Origin of the sequence: Pseudomonas sp. MPFS, from assembly GCF_022537035.1 — a bacterium.
GTDB classification, from domain to species: Bacteria; Pseudomonadota; Gammaproteobacteria; order Pseudomonadales; family Pseudomonadaceae; genus Aquipseudomonas; species Aquipseudomonas sessilinigenes.
Window position 1 is genome coordinate 3,302,031 of record NZ_CP066123.1, and the last position, 21,687, is coordinate 3,323,717.

The 21,687-nt window shown below is 61.6% G+C and carries 22 protein-coding genes; 8 read left to right on the forward strand and 14 right to left on the reverse strand.

Features of this window, described 5'->3' with window-relative positions; all coding sequences use genetic code 11:
- Positions 1-357 precede the first annotated feature (357 nt).
- The gene (locus I9018_RS15365; protein ID WP_241110004.1) at positions 358-1,719 is read left to right on the forward strand and encodes an amino acid permease; all 1,362 of its coding nucleotides are present in this window, start codon (positions 358-360) and stop codon (positions 1,717-1,719) included.
- Positions 1,720-1,728: 9 nt separating this feature from the next.
- Positions 1,729-3,012, forward strand: a complete 1,284-nt coding sequence (locus I9018_RS15370; protein ID WP_241110005.1) for an FAD-dependent oxidoreductase — start codon at positions 1,729-1,731, stop codon at positions 3,010-3,012.
- Here I9018_RS15370 and I9018_RS15375 read toward each other — a convergent pair.
- Positions 2,988-3,839 (reverse strand): oxaloacetate decarboxylase, encoded by an 852-nt coding sequence (locus I9018_RS15375; protein WP_241110006.1) that lies wholly within the window; start codon positions 3,837-3,839, stop codon positions 2,988-2,990. The two genes, I9018_RS15370 and I9018_RS15375, sit on opposite strands and share 25 nt — an antisense overlap.
- Before the next feature lie 110 nt (positions 3,840-3,949).
- Between I9018_RS15375 and I9018_RS15380 the strand changes: the two genes are divergently transcribed.
- Entirely contained in the window at positions 3,950-4,843 is an 894-nt protein-coding gene (locus I9018_RS15380; RefSeq protein WP_241110007.1) for a LysR family transcriptional regulator, read from the forward strand.
- Positions 4,844-4,901: 58 nt separating this feature from the next.
- Complete coding sequence (locus tag I9018_RS15385) at positions 4,902-5,807, forward strand: LysR substrate-binding domain-containing protein (protein WP_241110008.1); 906 nt, start codon at positions 4,902-4,904, stop codon at positions 5,805-5,807.
- A gap of 8 nt (positions 5,808-5,815) precedes the next feature.
- On the opposite strand, the gene I9018_RS15390 is transcribed toward I9018_RS15385, so the two are convergent.
- Positions 5,816-6,724: an MBL fold metallo-hydrolase gene (locus tag I9018_RS15390; RefSeq protein WP_241110009.1), complete on the reverse strand. Its 909-nt coding sequence runs from the start codon at positions 6,722-6,724 to the stop codon at positions 5,816-5,818.
- A gap of 203 nt (positions 6,725-6,927) precedes the next feature.
- On the opposite strand from I9018_RS15390, the gene I9018_RS15395 reads away from it, so the two are divergent.
- Together I9018_RS15395 and I9018_RS15400 are read left to right on the forward strand one after the other, a co-directional pair.
- On the forward strand, positions 6,928-7,539 hold the full coding sequence (locus tag I9018_RS15395; RefSeq protein WP_241110010.1) for a LysE family translocator: 612 nt from the start codon (positions 6,928-6,930) through the stop codon (positions 7,537-7,539).
- 201 nt (positions 7,540-7,740) lie between these two features.
- On the forward strand, positions 7,741-8,337 hold the full coding sequence (locus I9018_RS15400; protein ID WP_068576893.1) for a hypothetical protein: 597 nt from the start codon (positions 7,741-7,743) through the stop codon (positions 8,335-8,337).
- A gap of 38 nt (positions 8,338-8,375) precedes the next feature.
- On the opposite strand, the gene I9018_RS15405 is transcribed toward I9018_RS15400, so the two are convergent.
- The 10 genes from I9018_RS15405 to I9018_RS15450 all read right to left on the reverse strand — a co-directional run bounded on the left by I9018_RS15405 (position 8,376) and on the right by I9018_RS15450 (position 17,941).
- A complete protein-coding gene (locus I9018_RS15405; RefSeq protein ID WP_124346849.1) occupies positions 8,376-8,774 on the reverse strand; it encodes a hypothetical protein in 399 nt (132 codons plus the stop codon).
- Entirely contained in the window at positions 8,771-9,337 is a 567-nt protein-coding gene (locus I9018_RS15410) for a hypothetical protein (protein ID WP_124346850.1), read from the reverse strand. The genes I9018_RS15405 and I9018_RS15410 overlap by 4 nt, the downstream gene beginning before the upstream one ends.
- Positions 9,338-9,675: 338 nt before the next feature.
- Positions 9,676-11,508, reverse strand: coding sequence for an asparagine synthase (glutamine-hydrolyzing) (gene asnB, locus I9018_RS15415; RefSeq protein WP_124346851.1), 1,833 nt, complete (start codon positions 11,506-11,508; stop codon positions 9,676-9,678).
- A 149-nt stretch (positions 11,509-11,657) separates the two neighbouring features.
- Positions 11,658-12,326: a phenazine biosynthesis FMN-dependent oxidase PhzG gene (gene phzG / locus I9018_RS15420; protein WP_124346852.1), complete on the reverse strand. Its 669-nt coding sequence runs from the start codon at positions 12,324-12,326 to the stop codon at positions 11,658-11,660.
- A complete protein-coding gene (locus tag I9018_RS15425) occupies positions 12,323-13,159 on the reverse strand; it encodes a PhzF family phenazine biosynthesis protein (protein WP_124346853.1) in 837 nt (278 codons plus the stop codon). The genes phzG and I9018_RS15425 overlap by 4 nt, the downstream gene beginning before the upstream one ends.
- A 2-nt stretch (positions 13,160-13,161) precedes the next feature.
- Positions 13,162-15,075, reverse strand: coding sequence for an anthranilate synthase family protein (locus I9018_RS15430; RefSeq protein ID WP_241110011.1), 1,914 nt, complete (start codon positions 15,073-15,075; stop codon positions 13,162-13,164).
- Positions 15,072-15,695 carry an isochorismatase family protein gene (locus I9018_RS15435; protein WP_124346855.1) on the reverse strand — a complete coding sequence of 208 codons (624 nt, stop codon included), beginning with the start codon at positions 15,693-15,695 and terminating at the stop codon, positions 15,072-15,074. Before I9018_RS15435 ends, I9018_RS15430 begins: the two co-directional genes overlap by 4 nt.
- A gap of 15 nt (positions 15,696-15,710) precedes the next feature.
- Positions 15,711-16,907 (reverse strand): 3-deoxy-7-phosphoheptulonate synthase, encoded by a 1,197-nt coding sequence (locus I9018_RS15440; RefSeq protein ID WP_241110012.1) that lies wholly within the window; start codon positions 16,905-16,907, stop codon positions 15,711-15,713.
- Between the two features lie 26 nt (positions 16,908-16,933).
- Positions 16,934-17,425: a PhzA/PhzB family protein gene (locus tag I9018_RS15445; protein ID WP_178083967.1), complete on the reverse strand. Its 492-nt coding sequence runs from the start codon at positions 17,423-17,425 to the stop codon at positions 16,934-16,936.
- Positions 17,426-17,455: 30 nt separating this feature from the next.
- Positions 17,456-17,941, reverse strand: a complete 486-nt coding sequence (locus tag I9018_RS15450; protein WP_241110013.1) for a PhzA/PhzB family protein — start codon at positions 17,939-17,941, stop codon at positions 17,456-17,458.
- A 428-nt stretch (positions 17,942-18,369) separates the two neighbouring features.
- On the opposite strand from I9018_RS15450, the gene I9018_RS15455 reads away from it, so the two are divergent.
- Entirely contained in the window at positions 18,370-19,095 is a 726-nt protein-coding gene (locus I9018_RS15455; RefSeq protein WP_124346857.1) for an autoinducer binding domain-containing protein, read from the forward strand.
- A gap of 40 nt (positions 19,096-19,135) precedes the next feature.
- On the opposite strand, the gene I9018_RS15460 is transcribed toward I9018_RS15455, so the two are convergent.
- Positions 19,136-19,726 (reverse strand): acyl-homoserine-lactone synthase, encoded by a 591-nt coding sequence (locus I9018_RS15460; RefSeq protein WP_241110014.1) that lies wholly within the window; start codon positions 19,724-19,726, stop codon positions 19,136-19,138.
- A gap of 184 nt (positions 19,727-19,910) precedes the next feature.
- Here I9018_RS15460 and I9018_RS15465 point away from each other — a divergent pair, with 184 nt between their 5' ends.
- Entirely contained in the window at positions 19,911-20,516 is a 606-nt protein-coding gene (locus I9018_RS15465; protein ID WP_241110015.1) for a TetR/AcrR family transcriptional regulator, read from the forward strand.
- 36 nt (positions 20,517-20,552) lie between these two features.
- On the opposite strand, the gene I9018_RS15470 is transcribed toward I9018_RS15465, so the two are convergent.
- Positions 20,553-21,473 carry an SDR family oxidoreductase gene (locus I9018_RS15470; RefSeq protein WP_124346860.1) on the reverse strand — a complete coding sequence of 307 codons (921 nt, stop codon included), beginning with the start codon at positions 21,471-21,473 and terminating at the stop codon, positions 20,553-20,555.
- Between the last annotated feature and the right edge of the window lie 214 nt (positions 21,474-21,687).

Consider the following 21,687-nt stretch of genomic DNA (forward strand, 5'->3'; position numbering starts at 1 on the left):
CCGTCCGGCGCCCGCTGTTTGCTGCGCCATTCCAGTGCGCTGCGCCCACTTCTTCCTTTACGTGATCCAGGCCCCACGAGTGCATGGAATACGTGCATGAATTTTCTTATACGCAAAAATGTTTGCAAAAAACATCCAGAGGTAGTCTCATTCAATTGGCGTATACGCAAATTTAGAAAGACATTGATCCGAGGCTACGGTGCTGGCCATGCCAGGGCTGTTGCCCCTGGCATGGCAAAAAGGAAAGCAGGGCAGCCAAGGACCGGGCGTGCAGGCAGCCGCAGGGCGCAAGTCGAACAGACGGCGCTGCGGGCAGCCAACAGCTAATGACCAATAACAATTAGGCTAACCAACAAAATGGCAAACAAACTCCTGAGCTCGCGCCAGATATCGTTCATGGCTCTGGGCATGTCCATCGGCGTAGGGCTCTTCCTGGGCTCGGCCTCGGCCATCAAGTCCGCGGGCCCCTCGGTCCTCCTGGCCTACATCCTCAGCGGAGGGATCATCTACCTGATCATGCGGGCACTGGGCGAAATGACCGTGCACAACCCGGTATCCGGCTCCTTTGCCGCTTATGCCCATGAATACCTGGGGCCTTATGCCGGGTTCCTCTCCAGTTGGAACTACTGGATCCTGATGGTTGGGGTTGGGGTCGCGGAGTCCACGGCGGTGGGCATCTACATGAAGACCTGGTTCCCCGAGGTGCCGCAGTGGCTGTGGGTCGGCGCCTCGATCGCTTCGATCTGTGCGCTGAATCTGCTGGCAGTGCGGGCCTTCGGCGAAGTCGAGTTCTGGTTCGCCCTGATCAAGGTCGCGACCATCCTCGCCCTTGTCGCCGGTGGCTGCATGATGATCGTCTTCGGTTGGGGCAACGACGGCGTGCCCCTGGGGCTGTCGAACCTATGGCAACACGGCGGCTGGTTTCCCAACGGCGCGAGCGGCTTGCTGGTGGCGCTGCCCATCGTCGCCTATGCCTTTGCCGGCGCGGAGATGATCGGTATCGCCGCCGCCGAATCGGACAATCCGCGCAAGACCATTCCACGAGCCATCAACTCGGTGGTGTGGCGCATCCTGCTGTTCTACGTGGCGGCGATCGCAGTGATCCTGGCGATCTATCCGTGGAATCAGATCGGTACCCAAGGTAGCCCGTTCGTCACGACCTTCGAGCGCCTGGGCATTCGCCAGGCGGCGGGCATCATCAATTTCGTGGTGATCACCGCCGCGTTGTCCAGCTTCAACTGCATCCTGTTCAGCGGTGCGCGCATCCTCAAGAAGCTGGCCGACGAAGGGCAGGCGCCGCGCCTGTTCCAGAAGGTCCGGGCCAATGGCATCCCGGCGCGTGCGGTCTTCGCCACCGTGGCCTGCATGACTTTTGGCGTGGTGCTCAACTATGTGGTACCCGACCAGGCGTTCAGCTACATGATGTCGTTGCTGGCATTCAACGTGGCCTCGACCTGGGGCATGATCGCCGCGACCTACCTGGCGTTCCAGAAGCGCGGCAAGCGCGAAGGCTGGGTCTGCGAGTTTCCCCTGCCGTTGTCCCGGGTAGCGCCGGCTGCTTGTCTGCTGTTCGTCGGCTTCGTCGTGTTCATGCTGGGCTACGAATCCGAGACTCGGGTTTCGCTGTATGCCGGGGCCGTCTGGACGCTGTCGATCTCGATCCTCTATGTCTTGAACTGCCGCGGCATGAAAGCGCGGGCCGTCTCTGCCCAAGCCTAAGGACCTGACATGCATATCATCGTTGTAGGCGCCGGTGTCACCGGGGCCGCCACCGCACTGGCGCTGATTGGCGAGGGCCATAGCGTGGAGATCATCGAGGCCGCGCCAGCCCCCGCGACCGGTGCCAGCTTCGCCAATGCCGGCCTGGTATCCCCCGGCCACTGCTTTAGTTGGGCCGAGCCGGGTGTGGTGAGCGTCGCGTTGAAGTCCCTCCTGGGCTTTGGCGACGGTTTTGGCATTCATGGTCCCTGGACCGGCGCCCTTGCAAGATGGGCGACCCTGTTCGCCCGCGAGGCGAGGCCTGAACGCTGGCTGGCCAATTCCAGGGCTGCTTTGGCCCTGGCCGGTTACTCTCGTGACTTGCAGTTCAGTGCGAACCTAGTCCTACCCAAAAGCTACGGCGGTCGACAGGACGGCATTCTTTATCTGTACGGCCAGGGGCAGGAGCCCGGTCCCCAGGACGCCAGCTTGCTGCAAGAGGCAGGAGAGTCGTTCCGCGAACTGGATGCCGCCATGCTACTGGAACGCGAGCCGTTGTTGCGCAGTGCGCGGGTGACCTTCGCCAAGGGTGTCTATTGTCCGGGAGACGGCACCGGGGATGCGGCCCGCTATACCGCGGCGGCACTCGAGCAGGCCGTGGCGCAGGGCGCGGTAGTGCGTTTTGCCGAGAAGGTGTCGGGGGTCGACATTAGCCATGGCGTCGCCAGGGCCGTGCACACCAACCACGGCGAGAGGCGCGGCGATGCGATTGTCGTCAGCGCCGGCCTGGCTTCGCGTAGGTTATTGGCGCCCATCGGCTTGCACCTGCCGATCCATCCCGTCACCGGCTATTCGATTTCCTATCGGCAAGGTGGCCAAGCGCGACCGAGCGTGGGGGCGGTATCGATTGCGCACAAGGTGGCCTGGGCCGCGTTCGACGACACACTGCGTTTCACAGGTTTCGCCGATGTGGGGATTCCCAGCGATTCGACGGTGGCCAAGCGCTTTGCCGCACTGCAACGCTTCGCCGCCCAGGTTTGCCCGGATATCGAGGCCCTGGCGCCGCAGAAGTGGGTCGGGCAGCGCCCGATGACCCCGGACAACCTGCCGTTCCTTGGCACCAGTCCGGTCCGCAACCTGCTGCTCAATTGTGGCCATGGCGCCATGGGCTGGACCATGGCCTGCGGTTCGGCACGGATCGTCAGCGACTTGATCGCCGCACGCCGGCCAGCCCTCGACCTGCAACCCTACCAGTGGGATCGCTACAGGTTGCTGGGCCGACGTCCGCGTCAGCCGCGGTCCAGTTCCAGGTAGTGGCGGGTGCGCACAATCTCCTCGCGTTCCTTGAAGCTGGTGAGCCGGCTGGCCAGGGCCGAGCTGTCGCCGGTGCTGCGGATCTGCGCCAGCACCTGCTGCGTCGCATGGATCGCTGCGCGCTGCAGGTCGGAAGGAATGATGATGAGCTGATAGCCCAGTGCTGCCAGCTCCGCGGCCGGCATCATGGGCGTCTTGCCGCCATGGAACATGTTGATCAGCTTGGGGCCGGGGATGCGCGCGGCGATTTGCCGGATCTGCTCGAAGGTCTCGGGCGCCTCGACGAAGATCATGTCCGCACCGGCGTCGATATAGCGCTGCGCGCGCTCCAATGCCGCTTCGAACCCTTCCACGGCAATGGCATCGGTACGGGCGATCAGCAAGAGGTCCGGATCGTCCAGGGCCTGGCGAGCCACGCGGATCTTGCTGCACATCTGCGCGCTGTCGATCAGGGATTTGTCGTCCAGGTGCCCACAGCGCTTGGGAAACGACTGGTCCTCAAGGTGCAGCGCCGCCACGCCCGCGCGTTGGAAGGCCCTTACGGTCCTGGCGACATTGGCGGTACCGCCGAACCCAGTGTCGGCATCGGCGATCACCGGCAGGGCGCAGCCGTCGACGATCTTTTCGACGCGCTCCAGGACTTCACTGAAACTCAGCAGGCCGATGTCCGGCAGGGCTGCGGAACGGGCAATGGCGCCGCCACTGGCATAGACGGCCGAGAACCCGGCCAACTCCACCAACCGGGCCGTAAGCCCGTCATAGGCACCCGGAGCGACCAGGCATTCGCCAAGGGCTAACAGGTCACGCAGTTTCTTCGTGCTTTTCATGGGGCCTCCCAAGGTCGAACTCTCTTGTTCAATGGATGAGGCGAGCTTGGACTTGGCTAATGGCTATGTCTAATATTCTATTTATTCACTATTGGAACCTTTTACATTCCATGGAACTCCGGCACCTGCGTTATTTCGTGGCCACAGCCCAGGCACAGAGCCTCACCAAGGCTGCACAGGCACTGCACATCGCCCAGCCACCGCTGGGCCAGCAGATACGTGCCTTGGAAGAAGAGATCGGCACGCCCTTGTTCCATCGCCAAGGCCGCGGGATAGTCCTGAGCGATGCTGGCAAGGTGTTCCTGGAGTGCGCCCGGGATATCCTGGCCCGCGCCGACGAAGCCAAGGGCAGGGCGCTGCGGGCCGCGCGGGGCGAGATCGGCACCCTGACGCTGGGCTTTACCGAGTCGGCCTCGTTCAATGAGGGGATGACTTCGTTGCTCAGCCGCTACCAGCAACGCTACCGGCATGTGCAGATCAACCTGGTCGAGGGTAATAGTGAAACCCTGGTCAACCGCCTGCTGCTCAGGGAGATCGACGCTGCCATTGTCCGGCCGCCTTTTGCCGGAATCGGCGATATCGCCTTCCAGGTGCTCAGCCAGGAGCCGCTCATGGTGGTGCTCCCTGATGGCCACGAGCTGCTGGAGCGCCAGGAGCTGAGCCTGGAGGACCTGCGTGACGAGCGCTTCATCCTCTACTCGCGCAAGTCCGGTTATGGCTTGAGCGCCGACATCGTCACCGAGTGTCGGGCCCGGGGATTCAACCCGAAGATCCATCAGCAGGCGCCGCAGGTCTCGTCGGCGGTCAATCTGGTGTCGGCGGGCATGGGTATCGCGATCGTGCCGGCATCCATGCAGAGAATGACGCGCCCCGGGCTCAACTTTCGCGCACTGGCGTTGGCCAGCCCGAGGGCGACCCTGGGCCTGGCCACACGCTCGGCGGCGCAGTCCGCGGTGATCGACGCTCTGCTGCAGTGTGCCCGGGACTACCTGGACGGTTGCTGATCGATCCGACGGCCCGGCAGCGATATCATCAGCCCCCCAATTGCCGTACTGGTGAACCATGGCTTTTGCGCCACTGAACAGCATCAAGGTCTTCGAGTCGGTCGCGCGCCTGGGCAACCTGGCGGCGGCAGCGGTCGAGCTGCATGTGACGGCGGGAGCGGTGAGCCAGCAGCTCAAGACGCTACAGGGCGCCTTGGCCGTCGAGCTGTTCGAGAAGCGTGGCCGGCAACTGGTCTTGACCGACGCCGGGCGAGTGTTCCATCAACGTATCGCCCATGCCCTGACGGATATCGGCGATGCGGTGGCGGTGTTGCAGGCTCCTGCGCAAGCGATGCCCGGCGTGATCGAGCTGACCCTTTCCCTGCCACCGCTGGAGGGCATTGCCTGGCTGACTCCCGCGCTGTTCCACTTCATGGAGCAGAACCTCGGGGTCAAGCTCAAGGTCATCTCGGCCAGTTACTTCAAGCAGGTCGATTGGCGCAAGGCCGATATCGCGGTGGTGTATGGCACGCCGCCCTGGTCGGGGTTCTGGTGGCGCTTGCTCCACGGCATTCGCCTGATGCCGGTGTGCAGTGCGCAGTATCTTCGGGGCCCACGGGCCATCCGCAGCGTGGCGGATCTGGCCCGACATCGCCTGCTCCATGAGGACAACGGTGCCCAGTGGGGCCAGTGGCTGGCGGAAGCGGGGGCGACCCTGGGTGGATTGTCCGATGTCTATTTCGAAGATTTCGGCCTGGTGCTGCAGGCCGCCCGAGAGGGGTTTGGCGTAGCCCTCAGCGATGAGCTGGTCTCGGTCCGTGACCTTGAAGAAGGGCGACTGGTCGCCCCCCTGGCCATCTCGTCGGCTGCCGTGCACAACTACTACTGCGTTTGCCCCGAGAGCCAGCGAGCCCGCCCCGAGGTCATGGGACTGATCGAGTGGCTGGCCAGCACCGTGCAGTCCCGGGCATCGAGCTCCGGCTAGGCGCGGGATCAGTAGCCAAACTCCCGGCCGTCGGTGAACTGGATTGCCGTCAGGATGCTGACGCCCTTGTCCACCTCGTGGAGCTTGGCCTGGCGGATGAGTTCGGGATCGGCAAATGCCTGGCCAGGGTCCTGGCCGGCACGGATTCGCTGCATGGCATCGCGGATCTTCACGACCTCGTCGCGATCCATGCGTGGCACCCGGTTGGGGTCATCACCGGCGTGAGCGCCATAAAGGACGGTGTCCTGGTCGATCGACTGCAAGGTCGCGTCAAGGGACGCCAGGTAGTCATCGAGGTTGCCGACCAGTAGCCAGGATGGGTAGAGATGGTCGCCGGTGAGCAGGATGTCATGGCTTTGGTCATACAGCATGACTTCATCCCGGGTATGCCCGGGGACACTGAGCATCTTCAGCTGCAGGCCGCCCAGGTCGATCACTTGTCCAGGCTGGATCAACCGCTCGACCTTGAAGGGGGACAGCACCAGGTTGTCGAACTGACCCAGGTGCACGGCTTCGGGAACCTGGTACAGGCCGTCGCTGCGTTGCAAGCTGCGGGTGAACGGCAGGTCGGGCAGGTAGATGCTGCTGAAATGGGGCAGGCCCCCCAGATGATCGAAGTGCAGGTGCGAGGGCAGGACGCAGACCGGCTTGTCCGTCAGTTGGCCGATGACCTGGATGATCTCTTCTCCCTGGTTGGCCCCGGCATCGAACATCAATGCCCGATCCTTGCCGATGAACAGGTAGGAGTAGTTCTTCTGGTAGTAGCCCGGCTCGCCCAGGGCATACAGGTGTTGGGCGAGGCGATGCACCACGAAACGGCCGGTTTGGCCGGCGTTATCGGCGCCATGGGCAAAGGCCGCGGCAAGCGCCAGGCCGATGCCGGCGAGCGCCCTGGGTAATCCTGCAAGTCTTGGCACGGTTGTGCTCCTGGTACTGGCCCGGACATCGGGCTTGATGGGGCGCCCATGTAATCCGAGCGCCGCGAGCCGTTACAAGCCATATGTTCTCAAGCAGCATGCTGCAGTTTTTCTAAAGCGTGGAGCCGAGAGGGGCATTGATCCAGTGGCCGGCTCAATGCGAGGATCCGGGACCACATGACAGTGCCTGGGAGATTTCACACATGAGCGTGACGGCTTCAATCTGGTTCTTCGCCGTGCCATTCGCGATTGCGGCGGCTATTCCCGGTCCTGCCCAGGCAGCGATGTTGGGGCAGGTGGTCGCCCGTGGGGCCAGGTCGACCTTGCCTTTCATCGGCGGCATGGTCATGGGCAACGCACTGTGGTTGCTGGTCGCCACCCTGGGGCTGGCCGCACTGGCATTACGCTTCGAATACCTGTTCATCGCCGTGAAATGGCTCGGCGTGGCCTTCATCCTGTTCATCGCCTGGAAACTGTGGTCGAACAACACCGCACAACCCCAGGAGCCACCGCAGCGTTCGGCCAGCCGAGGTTTGCTTGCCGGTGCGCTGCTGACCCTGAGCAACCCCAAGGCCGTGGTGTTCTTCGGTGCCGTGTTGCCCCATGCATTCGACCTGACGACGTTGTCCTGGTCCCAAGTGATCTTCATTACCGCACTGGGCGTCGGCATCGACCTCAGTATCCAACTGGCCTACCTGCTGGCCGGAGCGCGGCTCAAGCGGGCGATCCAGTCGCCCAGGGCCATGCGGCGCCTGAACCGGACCTCGGCCGGGGTCATGACCGGCTGTGCCGGCTGGATGGCGATCTCCCGCTGAAGCGGATGCAGTGCCTGGTCGGTAGAGGACCATCGGCATGACAGGGATTGGCCCGTGGTGCCGGATGGGGCCGTGCAAGCTGTGTCGCGAGTTGCAACACAGCTGTTTGAGCTGGCGTATCGCCGGCTAATGGCAAAGTGTGTATAAAGCTTGGCCCGAAGGGCAGCACTCCATGCCCGCGCCAAAGGAAAAACTCCCTCCATGCATCGGCTCCTGCCTCTCGTCCTGCTCCTGGCCCTTGCCGGGTGTGCTACCAAGCCTCCGGCAAACCCCGAAAATCTCTGCGAGATCTTCCGGGAAAAACCGAAGTGGCACGAAGCGGCGTTGAAGATGAACCAGCGCTGGGGCGCACCGATCCAGGTGCCCATGGCCATGATGTACCAGGAATCTTCCTTCAAGCACGACGCCTTGCCGCCGCGCTACTACTTCCTCGGGTTCATTCCCTGGGGCCGGGTCAGCACCGCCTACGGCTATGCCCAGGCCAAGGACGAGACCTGGGCCGACTACAAGAAGGATGCCGGTGGCTGGGGGGCGAGCCGCGACAACTTCGCCGATGCCCTGGATTTCATGGGCTGGTACATGCAGAAGAGCTACAACGTCAACCGCACCTCCAAGTGGGACGCCTACGGCCAATACCTGAACTACCACGAGGGCTGGGGCGGCTATCGCAATCGCAGCTATGACGCCAAGCCGTGGCTCAAGACCGTTTCGCAGAAGGTCCAGGCTCGCGCTTCGCTGTTCGGTGCCCAGTACAAGAGCTGTGAGCAGGAACTGTCGCGCGGTGGCTGGTTCTGGTGACGTTACGACGCTGAGCCGAGGTTGCCGTTGGCGCCTGCCTAGGGCTCCATAGCCACGCCGTAACAGCGGCCACTGGCGGAAAAGTCCCTGATCAGCCGGGCCTTGTCGACGATGGCCGAGAGGGTGCAACTGCCCGGATGGTTGACATCGTCCCAGTAGTTGGTATTGACCATCACGTTGCCTTGCATTTCGCTGGTGCTGCCGACCACTTCCTTGCTCACGTAGCTGGTATTGCGATACCACTGCATCGTCACCAGGCTGCGGTCGGCGGAGGGTTGCATGTCCGTGGGAGGACCGAGGAACTGGATGATTTCCTTTGCGTCGCGACCGTTCCAATGATGGCTGGCCTGCAGTTCCGGCAGGCTCTTGCAACCGGCCAGCAGTGATAGGAGCAGCGCCGGGAGCAGTCGGTAGCGGATCATTGTCGTGGATTTCATGGCGCGCTGTTGCCGAGCATCGTATCCAGGTCGCGCACTGCCTGGCTGTTGGCCTGGACGCCGCGCAGATGCATGAACATTTCCTTGACGGTGGCGACCATCTGCGCGTTGGTCATCTTGCCCAGTGGCAGCATCTGGTTGTTGCTGCGATTGCCGGGGGCACAGACGAAGGCAAAGGTACGCTGGAGCCAGTAGTCGGATTTCGCCGGGTCGATCCAGCCCTTGATAGTCGTCACGTCCTTGATGGCGTAGTCGAGGCGGCTCATGGCCCTGGCGCTGTCGAAACGCACCTGGCGTTCCTTGCATTTGTACTGGATCTCGTAGACCGCAAGTTCCGGCATCCTCCGGTCCTCGAAAATCTGCATCATCATGGCCAGCTGCACACCTTTGGGTTGTTGCTGGATGGCATCGGCATTGGCGATGAAGATTTCGTTGTTATAACGCTCGCCCTTGCCGTAGACGATCCAGTAGTCCCCGGTACCCTGGGCCAGGGCGGCGGTGCTGGTGCACAGCAAACCGAGTGATAACAGCACCTGCCTGGCGCAGCGCAGTGGGCTCTCCATGATGTTTCGTTCCTTGATTGATGAATCGTCGGTCCATCGACCGCGCAAGTAGATAACTATAGTCAGGCGCCGGGATACCGGTCGATTAGGGCAGATGTGCTAATAGCCCATGGCTGCCATGGATGGCTCGCGTTGTGCCCAGGAACAGTTCGCCAGGTGAACGACGGCCACGCCTGGGCTTGCCTGGAGCGCCAGGTGCGAAGTGACGGTAATTATCGGTGCCGGAGTGCAAGAGGCTTGCCGGGTTGGCGATGCACTTGCCGCAAGGCAAGTGCAGGCCAAGGTGGAGCGGGGTGGCCGGAATACTCAACCGGTGAACCGGCCGCCCCAGGTGGCTATCAGGCCGAAAGCCCGTGCAAGCGCAGCCAGGCATCCAGTGCCAGCGCGGTTTCCAGGCTGTGCCGGCTTATCTGTGTATTGAAATGGCCCTCGGGTTTGCGCAACTCCTCGGTGATATGGGCCTGGGATACGATGCCGAACACAGGGTTCCCGGTGTCCTTGAGCAACTCTTGGGCGCTGCGCCGCAGGAAGCGTTCATAGCCCAGATCGGCGGAGGTCGGATAAGGACTCTTGCGACGATTGAGAATCTCCTGCGGCACGTAGTCGGCGCAGGCCTGCTTGAGCAGCCATTTCTCCTCGCCATCCTTGCTCTTGATCGACCACGGCACGTTATAGATGTACTCGACCAGTTCGTGATCGGTGAACGGCACGCGTACTTCCAGGCTGTTGCACATGCTCAGACGGTCCTTGCGATCCAGCAGCATCACCATCCAGCGTTTCAAGTGCATGTGGCACAGCTCGCGCATCCGCCGTTCTTGCGGGCTGTCCTGGGCCAGGTGTTCGACCTGGCGCAGTGCATCCTGATAGCTCGCCTGCTGGTACTGCTCCAGATCGCACTGGCCGTTGAAGTCGGCATTGATGAAGCCCGCCGGCAATTTCACCCGCGACGACCACGGAAAGCTTGCGCCGGCCACGACTTTAGGATCGCGGAACCAGCCATAGCCACCGAAGACTTCATCGGCACCTTCGCCCGAGATGGCCACCGTGGAGTGCTTGCGGATTTCCCTGAACAACAGGTTCAGCGAGGTATCCATGTCGCCGAAGGTGAAAGGCACGTCCTTGGCGCGGAACACCTCTGCGCGCGCCAGGTCGGAGATCAGTGATTCGTTATCGATGACGACCGTCTGGTGCCGGCTGCCGATGAACTTGGCGGCCAACAGGGCAAAGGGTTGATCCTGGTCGGGACGCAGGTCGTCGCTCTTGAACTGCTCGGATTGGCCAGTGAAGTCCACCGAGAATGAATTGATGTCCCCACCGGTCCTGGCCTTTTCCAGACGCTGCCCGATAGCCGTGAGCGTGGTGGAGTCGAGCCCGCCGGACAGCAGCGAGCACACCGGAACGTCGGCATGCAATTGCGAACCCATTGCATGGGTGACCAGTTCGCGGGTCCTTTGCACGGTCGTCTGCAGGTCGTCCTGGTGCTCCTGGCGGCGTACCTGCCAGTAGCTCTGGACCTTGATCTGCCCATTGGGGCGCCAGGACAGGAGATGGCCGGGAAGCAACTCCACCAGGTTCCTGAAAGGCGTCTGGGCCGTTCCCTTCGACAGTGTGAGCACATCGACCAGTCCGGTCACATCCAGCCCCGCGCTGAACTCCGGGTGAGCCAGGATGGCCTTGATTTCCGAGCCGAAGAGCAACCCTTCACGGTGTTTTGCATAGAACAGCGGCTTGATCCCCAGGCGATCGCGCACCAGGAGCAGGTGGCCGTCGCGTCCGTCGAACACCGCGAAGGCGAACATGCCGATCAGGTGATCGCAGCAACGCTCGCCCCATTCCAGGTAGGCATGCAGCACCACTTCGGTATCGCTGCGGGTCTGGAACTCATGGCCCATCTGCCGTAGCTGGCTGCGCAACGCGTCGTGGTTGTAGACCTCGCCGGTGTAGACCAGCGACACCTCCTGGCCATCCGAAAAACGATAAACCATTGGCTGGGTACCACCGCTCAAGTCGATGACCGCCAACCGCCGATGACCCAGAAGGGCGTGCCGGTGTTTCCATACACCTTCGGCATCCGGCCCGCGCAGCGCGAGCGTGTTGGTCATGGCACGAATCGCCGGGTCTTCCCCGTCGAGCCTGCGCGTATAGTCTACCCATCCTGTGAGACCGCACATTTAGCAACTCCTGTTATTAGTCATTGAACCGCGCAAGGCCGGCGGGAAAGTCTCAAGTGACTCGTGCCAAGTGAAAAACGCAGCAACGGACATGTCCTCCCCAACGCCGTTCCTCAACGCGGCAGATCCCGTACAAACACTTGCATCATTCAGGGTTGCAAACGCCGCACCTGCCAGCCCGCATCGCAGCGGTCATAGCGCAAGCGCTCATGCAGGCGCTCTTGCCCGTTACCCCAGAACTCCAGGGACTCAAGCTGCAGCTCGAACACGCAATAGCCCTCGGGACGAGGCAGCGGTCCTTCGATGTCGGCCAGCTGGTTAGCGGCGTCGCGCATGGCCTGAATATCTTTCAGGTCCTCGCTCTGACGCGAGACCGAGGACATGGGGTGCGTGGCATAAGGCCGGTTCAGCCAGGCCGCATCGGCCTTGCTATCCGGCTGGCGTACGGCCCGACCGTTGAGGATGATCTGCTGGCTGGTCTCGCGCCAGTACAGCACCCCGGAGGCCCAAGGGTTCTGGGTCAGCTCGCGGCCTTTCTGGCTGCCCGCGTGGGTGCTGAACACCAGGCCTTTGTCGGTGATCTCGCTGATTACCACAATGCGCGTCGAAGGCCGCCCCTGGCTGTCGGCGGTGGCCAGGGCCAGGGCCTTGGGTTCACGGATGCCTACCCGGCGGGCACGCTCCAGCCAATTACGCAGAACCCCCATGGGGTCCTCCGGCAGGGTCTGGTACTCGGGAAACGGCGCATCCAGTGTGCCGGTCAGCGATTCCGACATGCCTTTGCCCAACAGTGGATTGCCTTGTGCTGAACTGCTCATAGAACGATGGTCCCCCTTCCGAACGTAACGCCGTTACCTGAAACTTCCACCTGCGTCAGCTGATCGGCACGGCCATCGGCCCTGGCGAACATCAGCGAAGGACGGCCGATTTCCACACCCTGGAGAATCTCGATCTGCTGGCCGAACTCGATCTGGCCATGACGCGCCAGGTGAATCGCCAGGGGCCCTGCAGCAGAGCCAGTGGCCGCATCCTCGACCACGCCATAGGCCGGCGAGAACATCCGGCTGCGCCAGCGGCGCCCCGAACCGGCAAAGCAGTTGATGGCCATGTCGTGGAAGTTCGACAGGGCACGGTGGTCGGGGTGCAGGGCGGACAACGCCTCGATGCTCGGCAAGCCGACGAACACATGGCGCGGGCCGTTGTGATAGATCTCGATGGGAAAGGTCGAAGACTCGATGCCCAGGGCCTTGAGCAACTCGGCATCGCGATCCAGGGCTTTCCAGGTCGGGATCGGCTGGCCCATGCTGGCGGCGATCACGGTGCCGTTCTGGCGCTCCAGCTCGAAGGCGATGGTGCCCATCTGGGTTTCCAGGTACAGCCGATGATTCTCGGTGTGGGCACCCAGGGCAACGGCCGTACCCAGCAATGGGTGGCCGGCGAAGGGCAGCTCATTGACCGGGGTGAAGATCCTGATCAGCCAGTCACCGCCATTGCGTGGCTTGAGCACGAAGGTGGTTTCCGACAGGTTCATTTCCCGGGCGATGCGTTGCATCTGGGTTGCGCTGAGGTCGTCGGCGTTGAAGAACACCGCGACCGGGTTGCCTTCCAGCGGGACGCTGGCAAAGGCGTCGATGATGACGTATTCGTGCATGGTTATCTCCCGGCTACCGAAGTGTTGCTGCCGGCGGTGGTATGGATGAGAGCGTGGCGCAGCAGGTCGGCCATGATCCGCGGACCTTCCTGGGTCAACAGCGATTCGGCGTGGAACTGCATGGAGGCGAACGCCGGCCCGCGCAGGGCATGTACTTCGCCGGTCTCGCTGTCGCGACTGATTTCGACGGTACCAATGCCGTCGATATCCAGGCGATCACTGCCGCTCTGGGCGGCGAAGGTGTTGTAGAAACCCACCCGCTCGGTATTGCCGAACAGATCGATCTGCTTTTGTACGCCCTGGTTGGGAATCGCCCGGCGCTGCAGCTCCAGGCCCAGGCACAGGCTCAGCACCTGGTGGCTCAGGCAGACCGCCACGAAAGGCCGCTGTTCATTGAGCAGGGTGCGGATGGCCAGGTGCAGGTGGTTGATCTTCGGCTGCTCGACCTCGCTGGGGTTGCCAGGGCCCGGGCCCATGATCACCAGGTCATAACCGTCGAAGCGGTAGGCATCGTTGTAGCTGCGTACCGTCACCACCAGGCCCAGGGCGCGCAATTGCTTGGCGATCATCGAGGTGAAGGTGTCCTCGGCATCGACGATCAGCACCTGGCGGCCATTGAAGTCGCCTTGCACTTGTTGGCGCTGCTGGCTGTCCATCAGCCAGAAGTCCGACACATAGGCATTGCGGCTGGCCAACGCGGCACGCACCTGCAGATGATTGCCGAAACGCGATGGGGTTTGGTTCTTCAACGCGGCAATCAGGCCGGCAGCCTTGGCCCGGCTCTCGGCCGCCTCGCCCAGCGGGTCGGAATGGCGAACGATGGTCGAGCCGACGCTGATTCGTACCTGGCCCTGGTCATCGATGTCCGCGGTGCGGATCAGGATCGACGAGTCCAGGGAACGCCCACCCTTGCCGTCGCTGCCGATCAGCGCCGCCATGCCGCTGTAGTAGCCGCGGCCCTGGGGCTCGTAGCGCTGGATCACCCGGCAGGCGCTCTCCAGCGGGCTGCCCGTGACGGTGGGGGCGAACAGGGTCTCGCGCAGGATGTCGCGTACATCGCGACGGGTCTTGCCTTCGATGAAGTACTCGGTGTGGGCCAGGTGGGCCATCTCCTTCAGATAGGGACCACGCACATGGCCACCGTCTTCGCAGATGAGCGCCATCATCTTCAGCTCTTCGTCCACCACCATGTACAGCTCTTCGGCTTCCTTGCGATTGGCCAGGAATTCCATGACCTCGGCCAGGTTGGGGCCGGCAGGCGGATAGCGATAGGTGCCACTGATGGGGTTCATCACCGCCAGGCCATCCTTGACGCTGATATGGCGCTCGGGGGAGGCACCCACGAAGGTACGGTCACCGGTGTGAATGATGAATGTCCAATAGGCGCCTTTTTCCCGCTCCAGCAGGTGACGGAAGAACGACAGGGCCTTGGCCGGGCCGTACTCGCTGATTTCCGCCAGGAAGGTGCGCTTGATCACGAAGTTGGCGCCTTCCCCGGAGCCGATTTCATTGGCGATCACCTGGCTGACGATCTCGGCATAGGCTTCGTCGCTGAGGTCGAAGCGTTCGCTGCCCAACTGGATCGACTCATCGGGCAACAACCCCAGCAGCTGCTCGATGCCGATGGACTGCTGCTCGGTGATGGTCATCGCCAGCAATGGCGATTGGTCATCCACCGCCTCGAAGCCACGTTCGGCGATCTGCCGGTAGGGAATCAGCGTCAGTACGTCCAGGCGCGGCTCGCCGATGTTGGTGGCCGGCAGCTCGATGTCGGCCAGGCGCTGCGGTTGCGACATCGTCCCCGACAACACGTCCAGCACGCCGGGACCATTGGATTCCGGACGGTAGAGCAGGGCAAAAGGCCCGGGTGCCGGTTGCAGGATGCGCTCGATGAGCGGGGTGTTGGCCTGGTTCATAGCACCACCTCATCGGTGGTCACGACCATGGCGCAGCGGCTGGCGGCATATTCGATGGCCATCCAGTGGTACTCCTTGCTGAAGTCGGCGATGGCATCAGCCACCAGGAACGGCTGGATATCGTTGGAATAGGCATCCACGGTGGAGATCAGCACGCCTACATGGGCATACACGCCACAGAGCACCAACTGATCGCGACCGCTGTCGCGCATGCGCTCGAGCAGGTCGGAATTGAAGAACGCGCTGTAGCGCCACTTGGTCAGTTGCCAGTCGCCGGGACGCGGCGCCAGGGCTTCGACCACCTCGCGGTCGCCGGGGCTGGCTTGCATGCCTGGGCCCCAGAAGTCCTTGAGCAGCCCGCGTTGTTTTTCGCTCATGCTGCCCGGTTGCGCGGTGTAGGCCACCGGTACCTGGTGGTCGATGGCCCATTGGCGAATGCGTGCGGCATTGCCCACTACGCTTTCGCGCAGGGGCTCGGGCAAAGGCCGCAGGAAGTAACGCTGCATGTCATGCACCAGCAGTACGGCGCGTTCGGGATCGATCTGCCATTGCGCGAGGTTGACGGGCAAGTCGCGGGAAGTGGGCAGGTCGTAGGGGACGATCGATGGAATGCCGGTCATGGCAACGAACTCCAGTCAATAAATGGCGGGGGAGGGCGAGTTTTGCCAGGCCATTACCGCCGTGACGGCTTGCCCTGGTGTCAGCCGCGGATCGCACAGGCTTTCGTAGCGGTTGGAGACCCGATCCAGCTCCCTGGCATCGAAAACGCACTCGCTGACATCATCGGGGGTGGTCTCCAGGTGCAGGCCGGCCGCCACGCCCCCCGCCGCGGTCACGGCGTGCTTGAAGGCGATGATTTCCTCGCTGATGGTGCGCACCATGCGGGTCTTGTTGCCGCAAGGGGCGACGATGGTGTTGCCGTGCATGGGGTCACTCAGCCAGATGACCTTGTGCCCGGCACTGCGCACGGCCTCCACCAACGGTGGCAAGCGATCGCCGACCTTGTGTGCTCCCATGCGGGCAATCAGGGTCAGGCGACCCGGCTCGCGCCGCGGGTCCAGTCGGTCGCACAGGCTCAGGATCTGGTCCCGGGTGATGTCCGGGCCAACCTTGCAGGCCACCGGGTTGAGCACTTCGCTGAGCAGCGCCACGTGGGCTCCGGTCAGTTGCCGGGTGCGTTCGCCGATCCATGGCCAGTGAGTCGAACCTAGAAAGACCCGACCCTGTTCATCCTGGCGAACCTGGGGCAGCTCGTAGTCGAGCACCAGCATTTCGTGGCTGGTCCAGGCCGGAGAGCCGGTGAGTGGCTTCTGGTCCACGGACTGGTTCCACCCCAAGTGCTGCATGATGTCCTGTGCCGCTCGATAGCCGCGGACCAGGCGCTGGGCGTCGTGCTGGCGATGAGTGTCGAGGGCCTCGCGGCCGTTGACCATGTCGCCGCGATACACCGGCAACTCGATATCGCCGATGCGCTCACTGTTGTTGGACCGCGGCTTGGCGAATTGCCCGGCAATTCGCCCCACCCGTACCACCGGTTGTTGGGTCACCAGGCGCAGAGCGCCGGCCAGCATATCCAGCACGGCAGCTTTACGGGCGACATCGCCGGGAGAGCTTTCATTCATGTCTTCGGCGCAATCACCGCACTGGATGACCATCGCTTCACCGGCCGCAACTCTGGCCAAGGTGGCACGCAATACCAGGACATCCTCGACTCGAATCAGCGACGCGCTGTCTCGCAGGTAGGTCTTCGCGTCGTGCAATTGCGAGGGTTCGCTCCATTGAGGTTGCTGGAACGCTTCACAACTAAGAACCCGTTTCAGTAAGTCTTCCATGATGCGATCACTCTCCCTAGGGGGAATTAAGTAGGTATGCCTTCACGCTTGATTTGCGGCACCGGAATACCCAGGGCGCGCAACTGCTGGAAGACATTCATGAACTCACGGTTTTGCTTGATCTTGCCGTCCTGCAACTCGAAAGAATGCAAGAAGTGGTTTTCGTAATAACCTTCGGGATACCCGGGGAAGAGGATCTTGCCGTGGCCATCACATTCGACCCAAATATGATTGGGATCATCGGTTTCAAATATCTGAATGTTGTACCACTCCCAATCCGGGAAGCACTTGAGCGACCAGACCGCATGTTCAGCCAACTTGGCCTTGCCGTTGATGGCAATTGGCGCCCCAGTATCGGTGGTCCACAGGCCGCCGGAGCCGTCTTCGGTGAACAGTTCGTGGCGGCGCAGGCGATCCTGGCCCTTGGTGTGCATGTATTGCTCTACCGTAGCGCGGTTCTTGCGCCGAAGTTCTGCAGTATCGTGTTCGTTTAGTTGTCGGGCTGCACTAGCTGGCATACTCATTCTCCAGTAAACGTGAGGGGGAATTTATGAGGCAGGAATGCCTTCGCGCTTGATCTTCGGCACATCAACGCCGAGGCCGCGAAGTTGATTGAAGGGGTTCATGAACTCACGGCTCTGGCGGATCTTGCCGTTGTCCAGTTCGAAGGAGTGGATGTAGTGATTCTCGCAATAACCCTCGGGGTAACCAGGTACCCGGGTCTTGCCGCGAGCATCGCTTTCTACCCAGAAATGATTGGGATTGGGGGTGGCGAAGATTCGGATATTGTGGAACTGCCAATCCGGAAAGCACTTCTCGATCCAGGCCCCAAGCGCTTCAAGTTTGGCATGCCCGGTGAACTCCATAGGCTCGCCGCTCTCGGTATTCCAGGAACCAAGACTGCCGTCCTCAGTGAACAGTTCATGACGGCGCAGGCGATCCTTGCCATTGGTATGCATGTACTGTTCAACGGTGGCTCGGTTCTTTTTGCGAAGTTCAAGTTGATCATTGAATTCGCTAGATGGCGTAGGCATGGACAGCATCCTCACTTGTTAGAACTGATGTTTTCTAAATTAAACTAGATGTTCGGTTAAGAAATCCGACCAGCACTATTTGCAGCGTTTAACCGATGTGCTGTTGTCGGGGTTCCAGACGGGGGATGTTTATACACTTGCGTTTCTGGCTGTTGGAACTACCAGATCTTGTAGGGAGGGCCGCGAAAGCCCCGGCCCGATGGACTGTTTCAGTATCGTGAAGAGAACAGGTACGTTCGTCGAAAGGAAGACTAGTAATGGCTCTATAACATCGGGAGGTGATGCTGGCTTACGGCTACTTAGTTTAACTAGATGGTACAATTCTAGAGTAAGCGCAAAGTGGTCTATGGCCCTCCAGTGTTAACGGTTGACATGAGTTCAGTTTGGTCTAGTCTCACGACCTCCTTCAAACGTTGGTGGTGTTCAAAATGGAATTAGGACAGCTGTTTGGATGGGATGCGTATTTTTACAGTATCTTTTCACAAGCTTCGGATACGGAAGAGTTCAAGGGCATTGCGATGGGAGCCCTGCAGGAACTGGATTTTGATTTCTTTGCCTACGGCACCTGTAGCGTGACCCCCTTCATGCGCCCCAAGACATCTATATATAGCAACTACCCCGAGCCCTGGGTGCAGCGCTATCAGGCGCAGAACTATGCCCTGATCGACCCGACAGTGAAGCACAGCAAGCTCTCATCGGCGCCGATCCTGTGGGGTAACGAGTTGTTCCGCGAGTGCCCGCAGTTGTGGTCCGAGGCCAGGGATTCGAACCTGTGCCATGGCTTGGCGCAACCTTCGTTCAACGCCCAGGGGCGTGTGGGTCTGTTGAGCCTGGCTCGCCGGAACAAGGCCATCAGTGCCGAGGAGTTCGAAGCGCTGAAACCGGTGACCAAGGCATTCGCCATGGCGGCCCATGAGAAGCTCTCTGAACTGGAAAACGATGACAGCTCGCTCAATGTCCAGGTCGAGTTCAGTGGCAGGGAGTGCGATGTGCTGCGCTGGACTGCCGACGGCAAGACCTCGGAAGAAATCGGCGTGATCATGGGGGTGTGCACCGATACGGTGAATTACCACCACCGCAATATCCAGCGCAAGATCGGTGCCAGTAATCGGGTACAGGCCGTGTCCTACGCGGTTGCCCTGGGCTACATCTGAGGAAGTTGCCGAGCCGACCGATAGGGCGACTCGGCGCTTGTCAGGCGATCTCTTGCAGTGGAAGGCTACGGGTGAAGGTAGCAGATGCGAGGGCGTGACGATGGTGCTCGCGGTGCGCCGAGAGCTGGATGGCGATGATCTTCTCGTTCTGGTGCACGGCGGGCGGGCCCAATCGTTGGTAATGCACGCCGTTGATCTGGTAGTAACGCTCCATGGTCCTGTTGACCACCCCGACGATGCTGTCCGCTCCCCTCTGGCTGGCGATCCTGAGGCTTCTCCAGAACAACGGCATCGCCAGCTGAGGTTCATTGGTGGTGAAACGGGTCATTTCCCAGACAGCCGGATCCCGTGGTGGCGTACCGGAGCAGGTCTGGCTGAAGACGCCTTCAAGCAGGGTAGGGAAGGTGCTGGGGATCAGGCGCGAGCAGCCGACGATGGCTCCCCGTTGATTGATGGCCAGGACGTAGCGGGCCTGTTCGGTATCGTATTGGTCCCATTCACACAGGCCAGGATGGGGATGGGCTGGCAAGCGCCACCCGAGTTTTTCCACGAACTGTTCGTATCGAAAGCGGCCCAGCATCAATTTCAGCTCGTCGCTCATCTCGCTCAGCGTGTGCTCTTCCATGTGCATGGCTGGATTTTCCTTGGCGATAGAGAAAGCATTTTTTTATAACGGACTTATTCAGGCCAGGCACCTACAAGATCTGGTAGTCGCCTCGGCATACTCTCGCGTGCCGTGCCGACACCTGGTTTGACGACCGGCATGGGGTTGATAGTATCGCGCCTCATTAATCCGCTTATCCATCAAGATCACCATGGCCCGTACCCGTAACGAACAACTGCATGAACAACGCCGCGGACAGATCCTCCTGGCCGCTGCCCGGGTGTTCAAGGAAAAAGGCTTCCATGGCGCCCGTACCGAGGACATTTGCGTCGGGGCCGGCATGAGTGCTGGAGCCGTGTTTCGCTACTTCAAGGACAAGCGCGAGATCATCGACGCGATCGTCGAGCTGGAGACCGAACGCTACATCACTCAAACCCGGCAGTTGCTCAGCAAGGAGGGCTTGCACCAGTTGGCCGACATCGGCGTACAAGAGCTGGTACAGGAGCTGTTGTACCCCGGCGAATTCGACCTCAGCCTGGACAGTTGGCTGGAGCTGGCGCGCAGTAATGAGCAGGCCCGCATCGTCGAAGCGGACCGGCAGATGCGCAAGGACCTGAGCGAGCTTTTGGCCATTGGCCAGCGCGAGGGCTGGGTCCGCCAGGGCCTTTCTCCCCAGGGGGCTGCAAGCCTGGTGTTTTCCCTGCTCAGTGGCCTGTGGCTGGAGCTGAACCTGGGGCTGAGCAGCGACGCCAATCATGCCGCCGCAGCACTGGGGGACTTTGTCCGAACCTACCTGTTTGCCCCAGAACCCCAATGACACCCCGGCCGGCAGTACCCAGGCCCACCTCTCATTTCATTCGTTGAGGACCTGTGCCAGCCCCTGGCGATAGGACGTGACCTGGAACTCTGGGAAACGCTGCTTGAACTTCGTGGAGTCGAACAGGTTGTCGTGCTCGTAGCGCGGCAGCAGCTCCCGGAGCTCACGAACCTGGCTGTTCACCAGGCCGGCCGCTGTCAGCATCCATTTACCCAGCACCTTGTAGGAGGGGGCCCGGCCCGAGAGCTCCGATGCCAGGGCGACAAACTGCCGGTAGGTCAGGCGATTGTCGTCACAGGGCAGGTGCCAGGTCTGCCCATAGGTGTCCGGTGCGTTGCCCAGGCCCGCCAGTGCGCGGCTGGCATCGGGAGTCCAGATCAGTGTCCGCAGCGTGTCGTCCCGGACCGGTACGCGTGGCTTCTTGCCAGCCTTGAGGTTGTCGATGACCAGGCTGTTGGTGATGCTCTGGGTCTTGCCCGGGCCATAGAATTCGGGTGCCCGACCGATGACCACGGGAATCTCGCCGCGGGCCATTTCCTGCAACACCATCGATGCCATCGCGGCACGGACCTTGCCCTTGCGTCCAACCGGCTCGAACGCCGCGTCCTCGGTCAGCACGCGATCATTCTGTGGGTACATGTAGGTGTTGTCGAAATAGACAAACCTGGCGTTGGCTGCGCGACTGGCCTGCAGGGCATTTTGCAGCATCAGCGGGAACTGCCTTTCCCATAACTGGGTGTCCGGCGGCAAGCCGGCGGTGAAGTACACGATGCTGCTGCCCTTGATTGCCTTGGCGGCCTGCTCGGCATCGAGCAGATCCGCCGGCAGCAGGGTATCGGTGGGGTTGACCTTGCTGGGGTTGCGGCTCACCAGCCGCAGGTCATCGGTGTGGCTACGGGATAACTCGCGTGCCAGTTCCACGGCGATCTGGCCGCTGGCTCCCAATATGGTTTGCATGCTGTGTCCTTGGATCGTTGAACAAAAATAGGTCGCCACGGCGTGGAGTACGAGCACTCCGCGGGGCATTCAAACGAGCTGTGCGACACCTTGAGCTTAGCGAATCGGGCCCGTGCTGCTGGACCCTCGGGGATAGGTACAAGGTGATCGGCCTGCGCAAACCCTAACTTTAAAGTTAACTTTAATGTCAAGCCTCTATCGCTGGACCGCTGAT

Excerpts from the sequence above, each read along its gene's own strand:
- I9018_RS15465 (WP_241110015.1), top strand. The coding sequence starts at position 19,911 with ATGGCCCGTACCCGTAACGAACAACTGCATGAACAACGCCGCGGACAG.
- I9018_RS15455 (WP_124346857.1), top strand. The coding sequence starts at position 18,370 with ATGGAATTAGGACAGCTGTTTGGATGGGATGCGTATTTTTACAGTATC.
- I9018_RS15445 (WP_178083967.1), bottom strand. The coding sequence starts at position 17,425 with ATGCCAGCTAGTGCAGCCCGACAACTAAACGAACACGATACTGCAGAA.
- I9018_RS15365 (WP_241110004.1), top strand. The coding sequence starts at position 358 with ATGGCAAACAAACTCCTGAGCTCGCGCCAGATATCGTTCATGGCTCTG.
- I9018_RS15385 (WP_241110008.1), top strand. The coding sequence starts at position 4,902 with ATGGCTTTTGCGCCACTGAACAGCATCAAGGTCTTCGAGTCGGTCGCG.
- I9018_RS15375 (WP_241110006.1), bottom strand. The coding sequence starts at position 3,839 with ATGAAAAGCACGAAGAAACTGCGTGACCTGTTAGCCCTTGGCGAATGC.
- I9018_RS15425 (WP_124346853.1), bottom strand. The coding sequence starts at position 13,159 with ATGCACGAATACGTCATCATCGACGCCTTTGCCAGCGTCCCGCTGGAA.
- I9018_RS15460 (WP_241110014.1), bottom strand. The coding sequence starts at position 19,726 with ATGCACATGGAAGAGCACACGCTGAGCGAGATGAGCGACGAGCTGAAA.
- I9018_RS15405 (WP_124346849.1), bottom strand. The coding sequence starts at position 8,774 with ATGAAATCCACGACAATGATCCGCTACCGACTGCTCCCGGCGCTGCTC.
- asnB (WP_124346851.1), bottom strand. The coding sequence starts at position 11,508 with ATGTGCGGTCTCACAGGATGGGTAGACTATACGCGCAGGCTCGACGGG.
- phzG (WP_124346852.1), bottom strand. The coding sequence starts at position 12,326 with ATGAGCAGTTCAGCACAAGGCAATCCACTGTTGGGCAAAGGCATGTCG.
- I9018_RS15380 (WP_241110007.1), top strand. The coding sequence starts at position 3,950 with ATGGAACTCCGGCACCTGCGTTATTTCGTGGCCACAGCCCAGGCACAG.
- I9018_RS15410 (WP_124346850.1), bottom strand. The coding sequence starts at position 9,337 with ATGGAGAGCCCACTGCGCTGCGCCAGGCAGGTGCTGTTATCACTCGGT.
- I9018_RS15470 (WP_124346860.1), bottom strand. The coding sequence starts at position 21,473 with ATGCAAACCATATTGGGAGCCAGCGGCCAGATCGCCGTGGAACTGGCA.
- I9018_RS15435 (WP_124346855.1), bottom strand. The coding sequence starts at position 15,695 with ATGACCGGCATTCCATCGATCGTCCCCTACGACCTGCCCACTTCCCGC.
- I9018_RS15440 (WP_241110012.1), bottom strand. The coding sequence starts at position 16,907 with ATGGAAGACTTACTGAAACGGGTTCTTAGTTGTGAAGCGTTCCAGCAA.
- I9018_RS15450 (WP_241110013.1), bottom strand. The coding sequence starts at position 17,941 with ATGCCTACGCCATCTAGCGAATTCAATGATCAACTTGAACTTCGCAAA.
- I9018_RS15370 (WP_241110005.1), top strand. The coding sequence starts at position 1,729 with ATGCATATCATCGTTGTAGGCGCCGGTGTCACCGGGGCCGCCACCGCA.
- I9018_RS15395 (WP_241110010.1), top strand. The coding sequence starts at position 6,928 with ATGAGCGTGACGGCTTCAATCTGGTTCTTCGCCGTGCCATTCGCGATT.
- I9018_RS15400 (WP_068576893.1), top strand. The coding sequence starts at position 7,741 with ATGCATCGGCTCCTGCCTCTCGTCCTGCTCCTGGCCCTTGCCGGGTGT.
- I9018_RS15430 (WP_241110011.1), bottom strand. The coding sequence starts at position 15,075 with ATGAACCAGGCCAACACCCCGCTCATCGAGCGCATCCTGCAACCGGCA.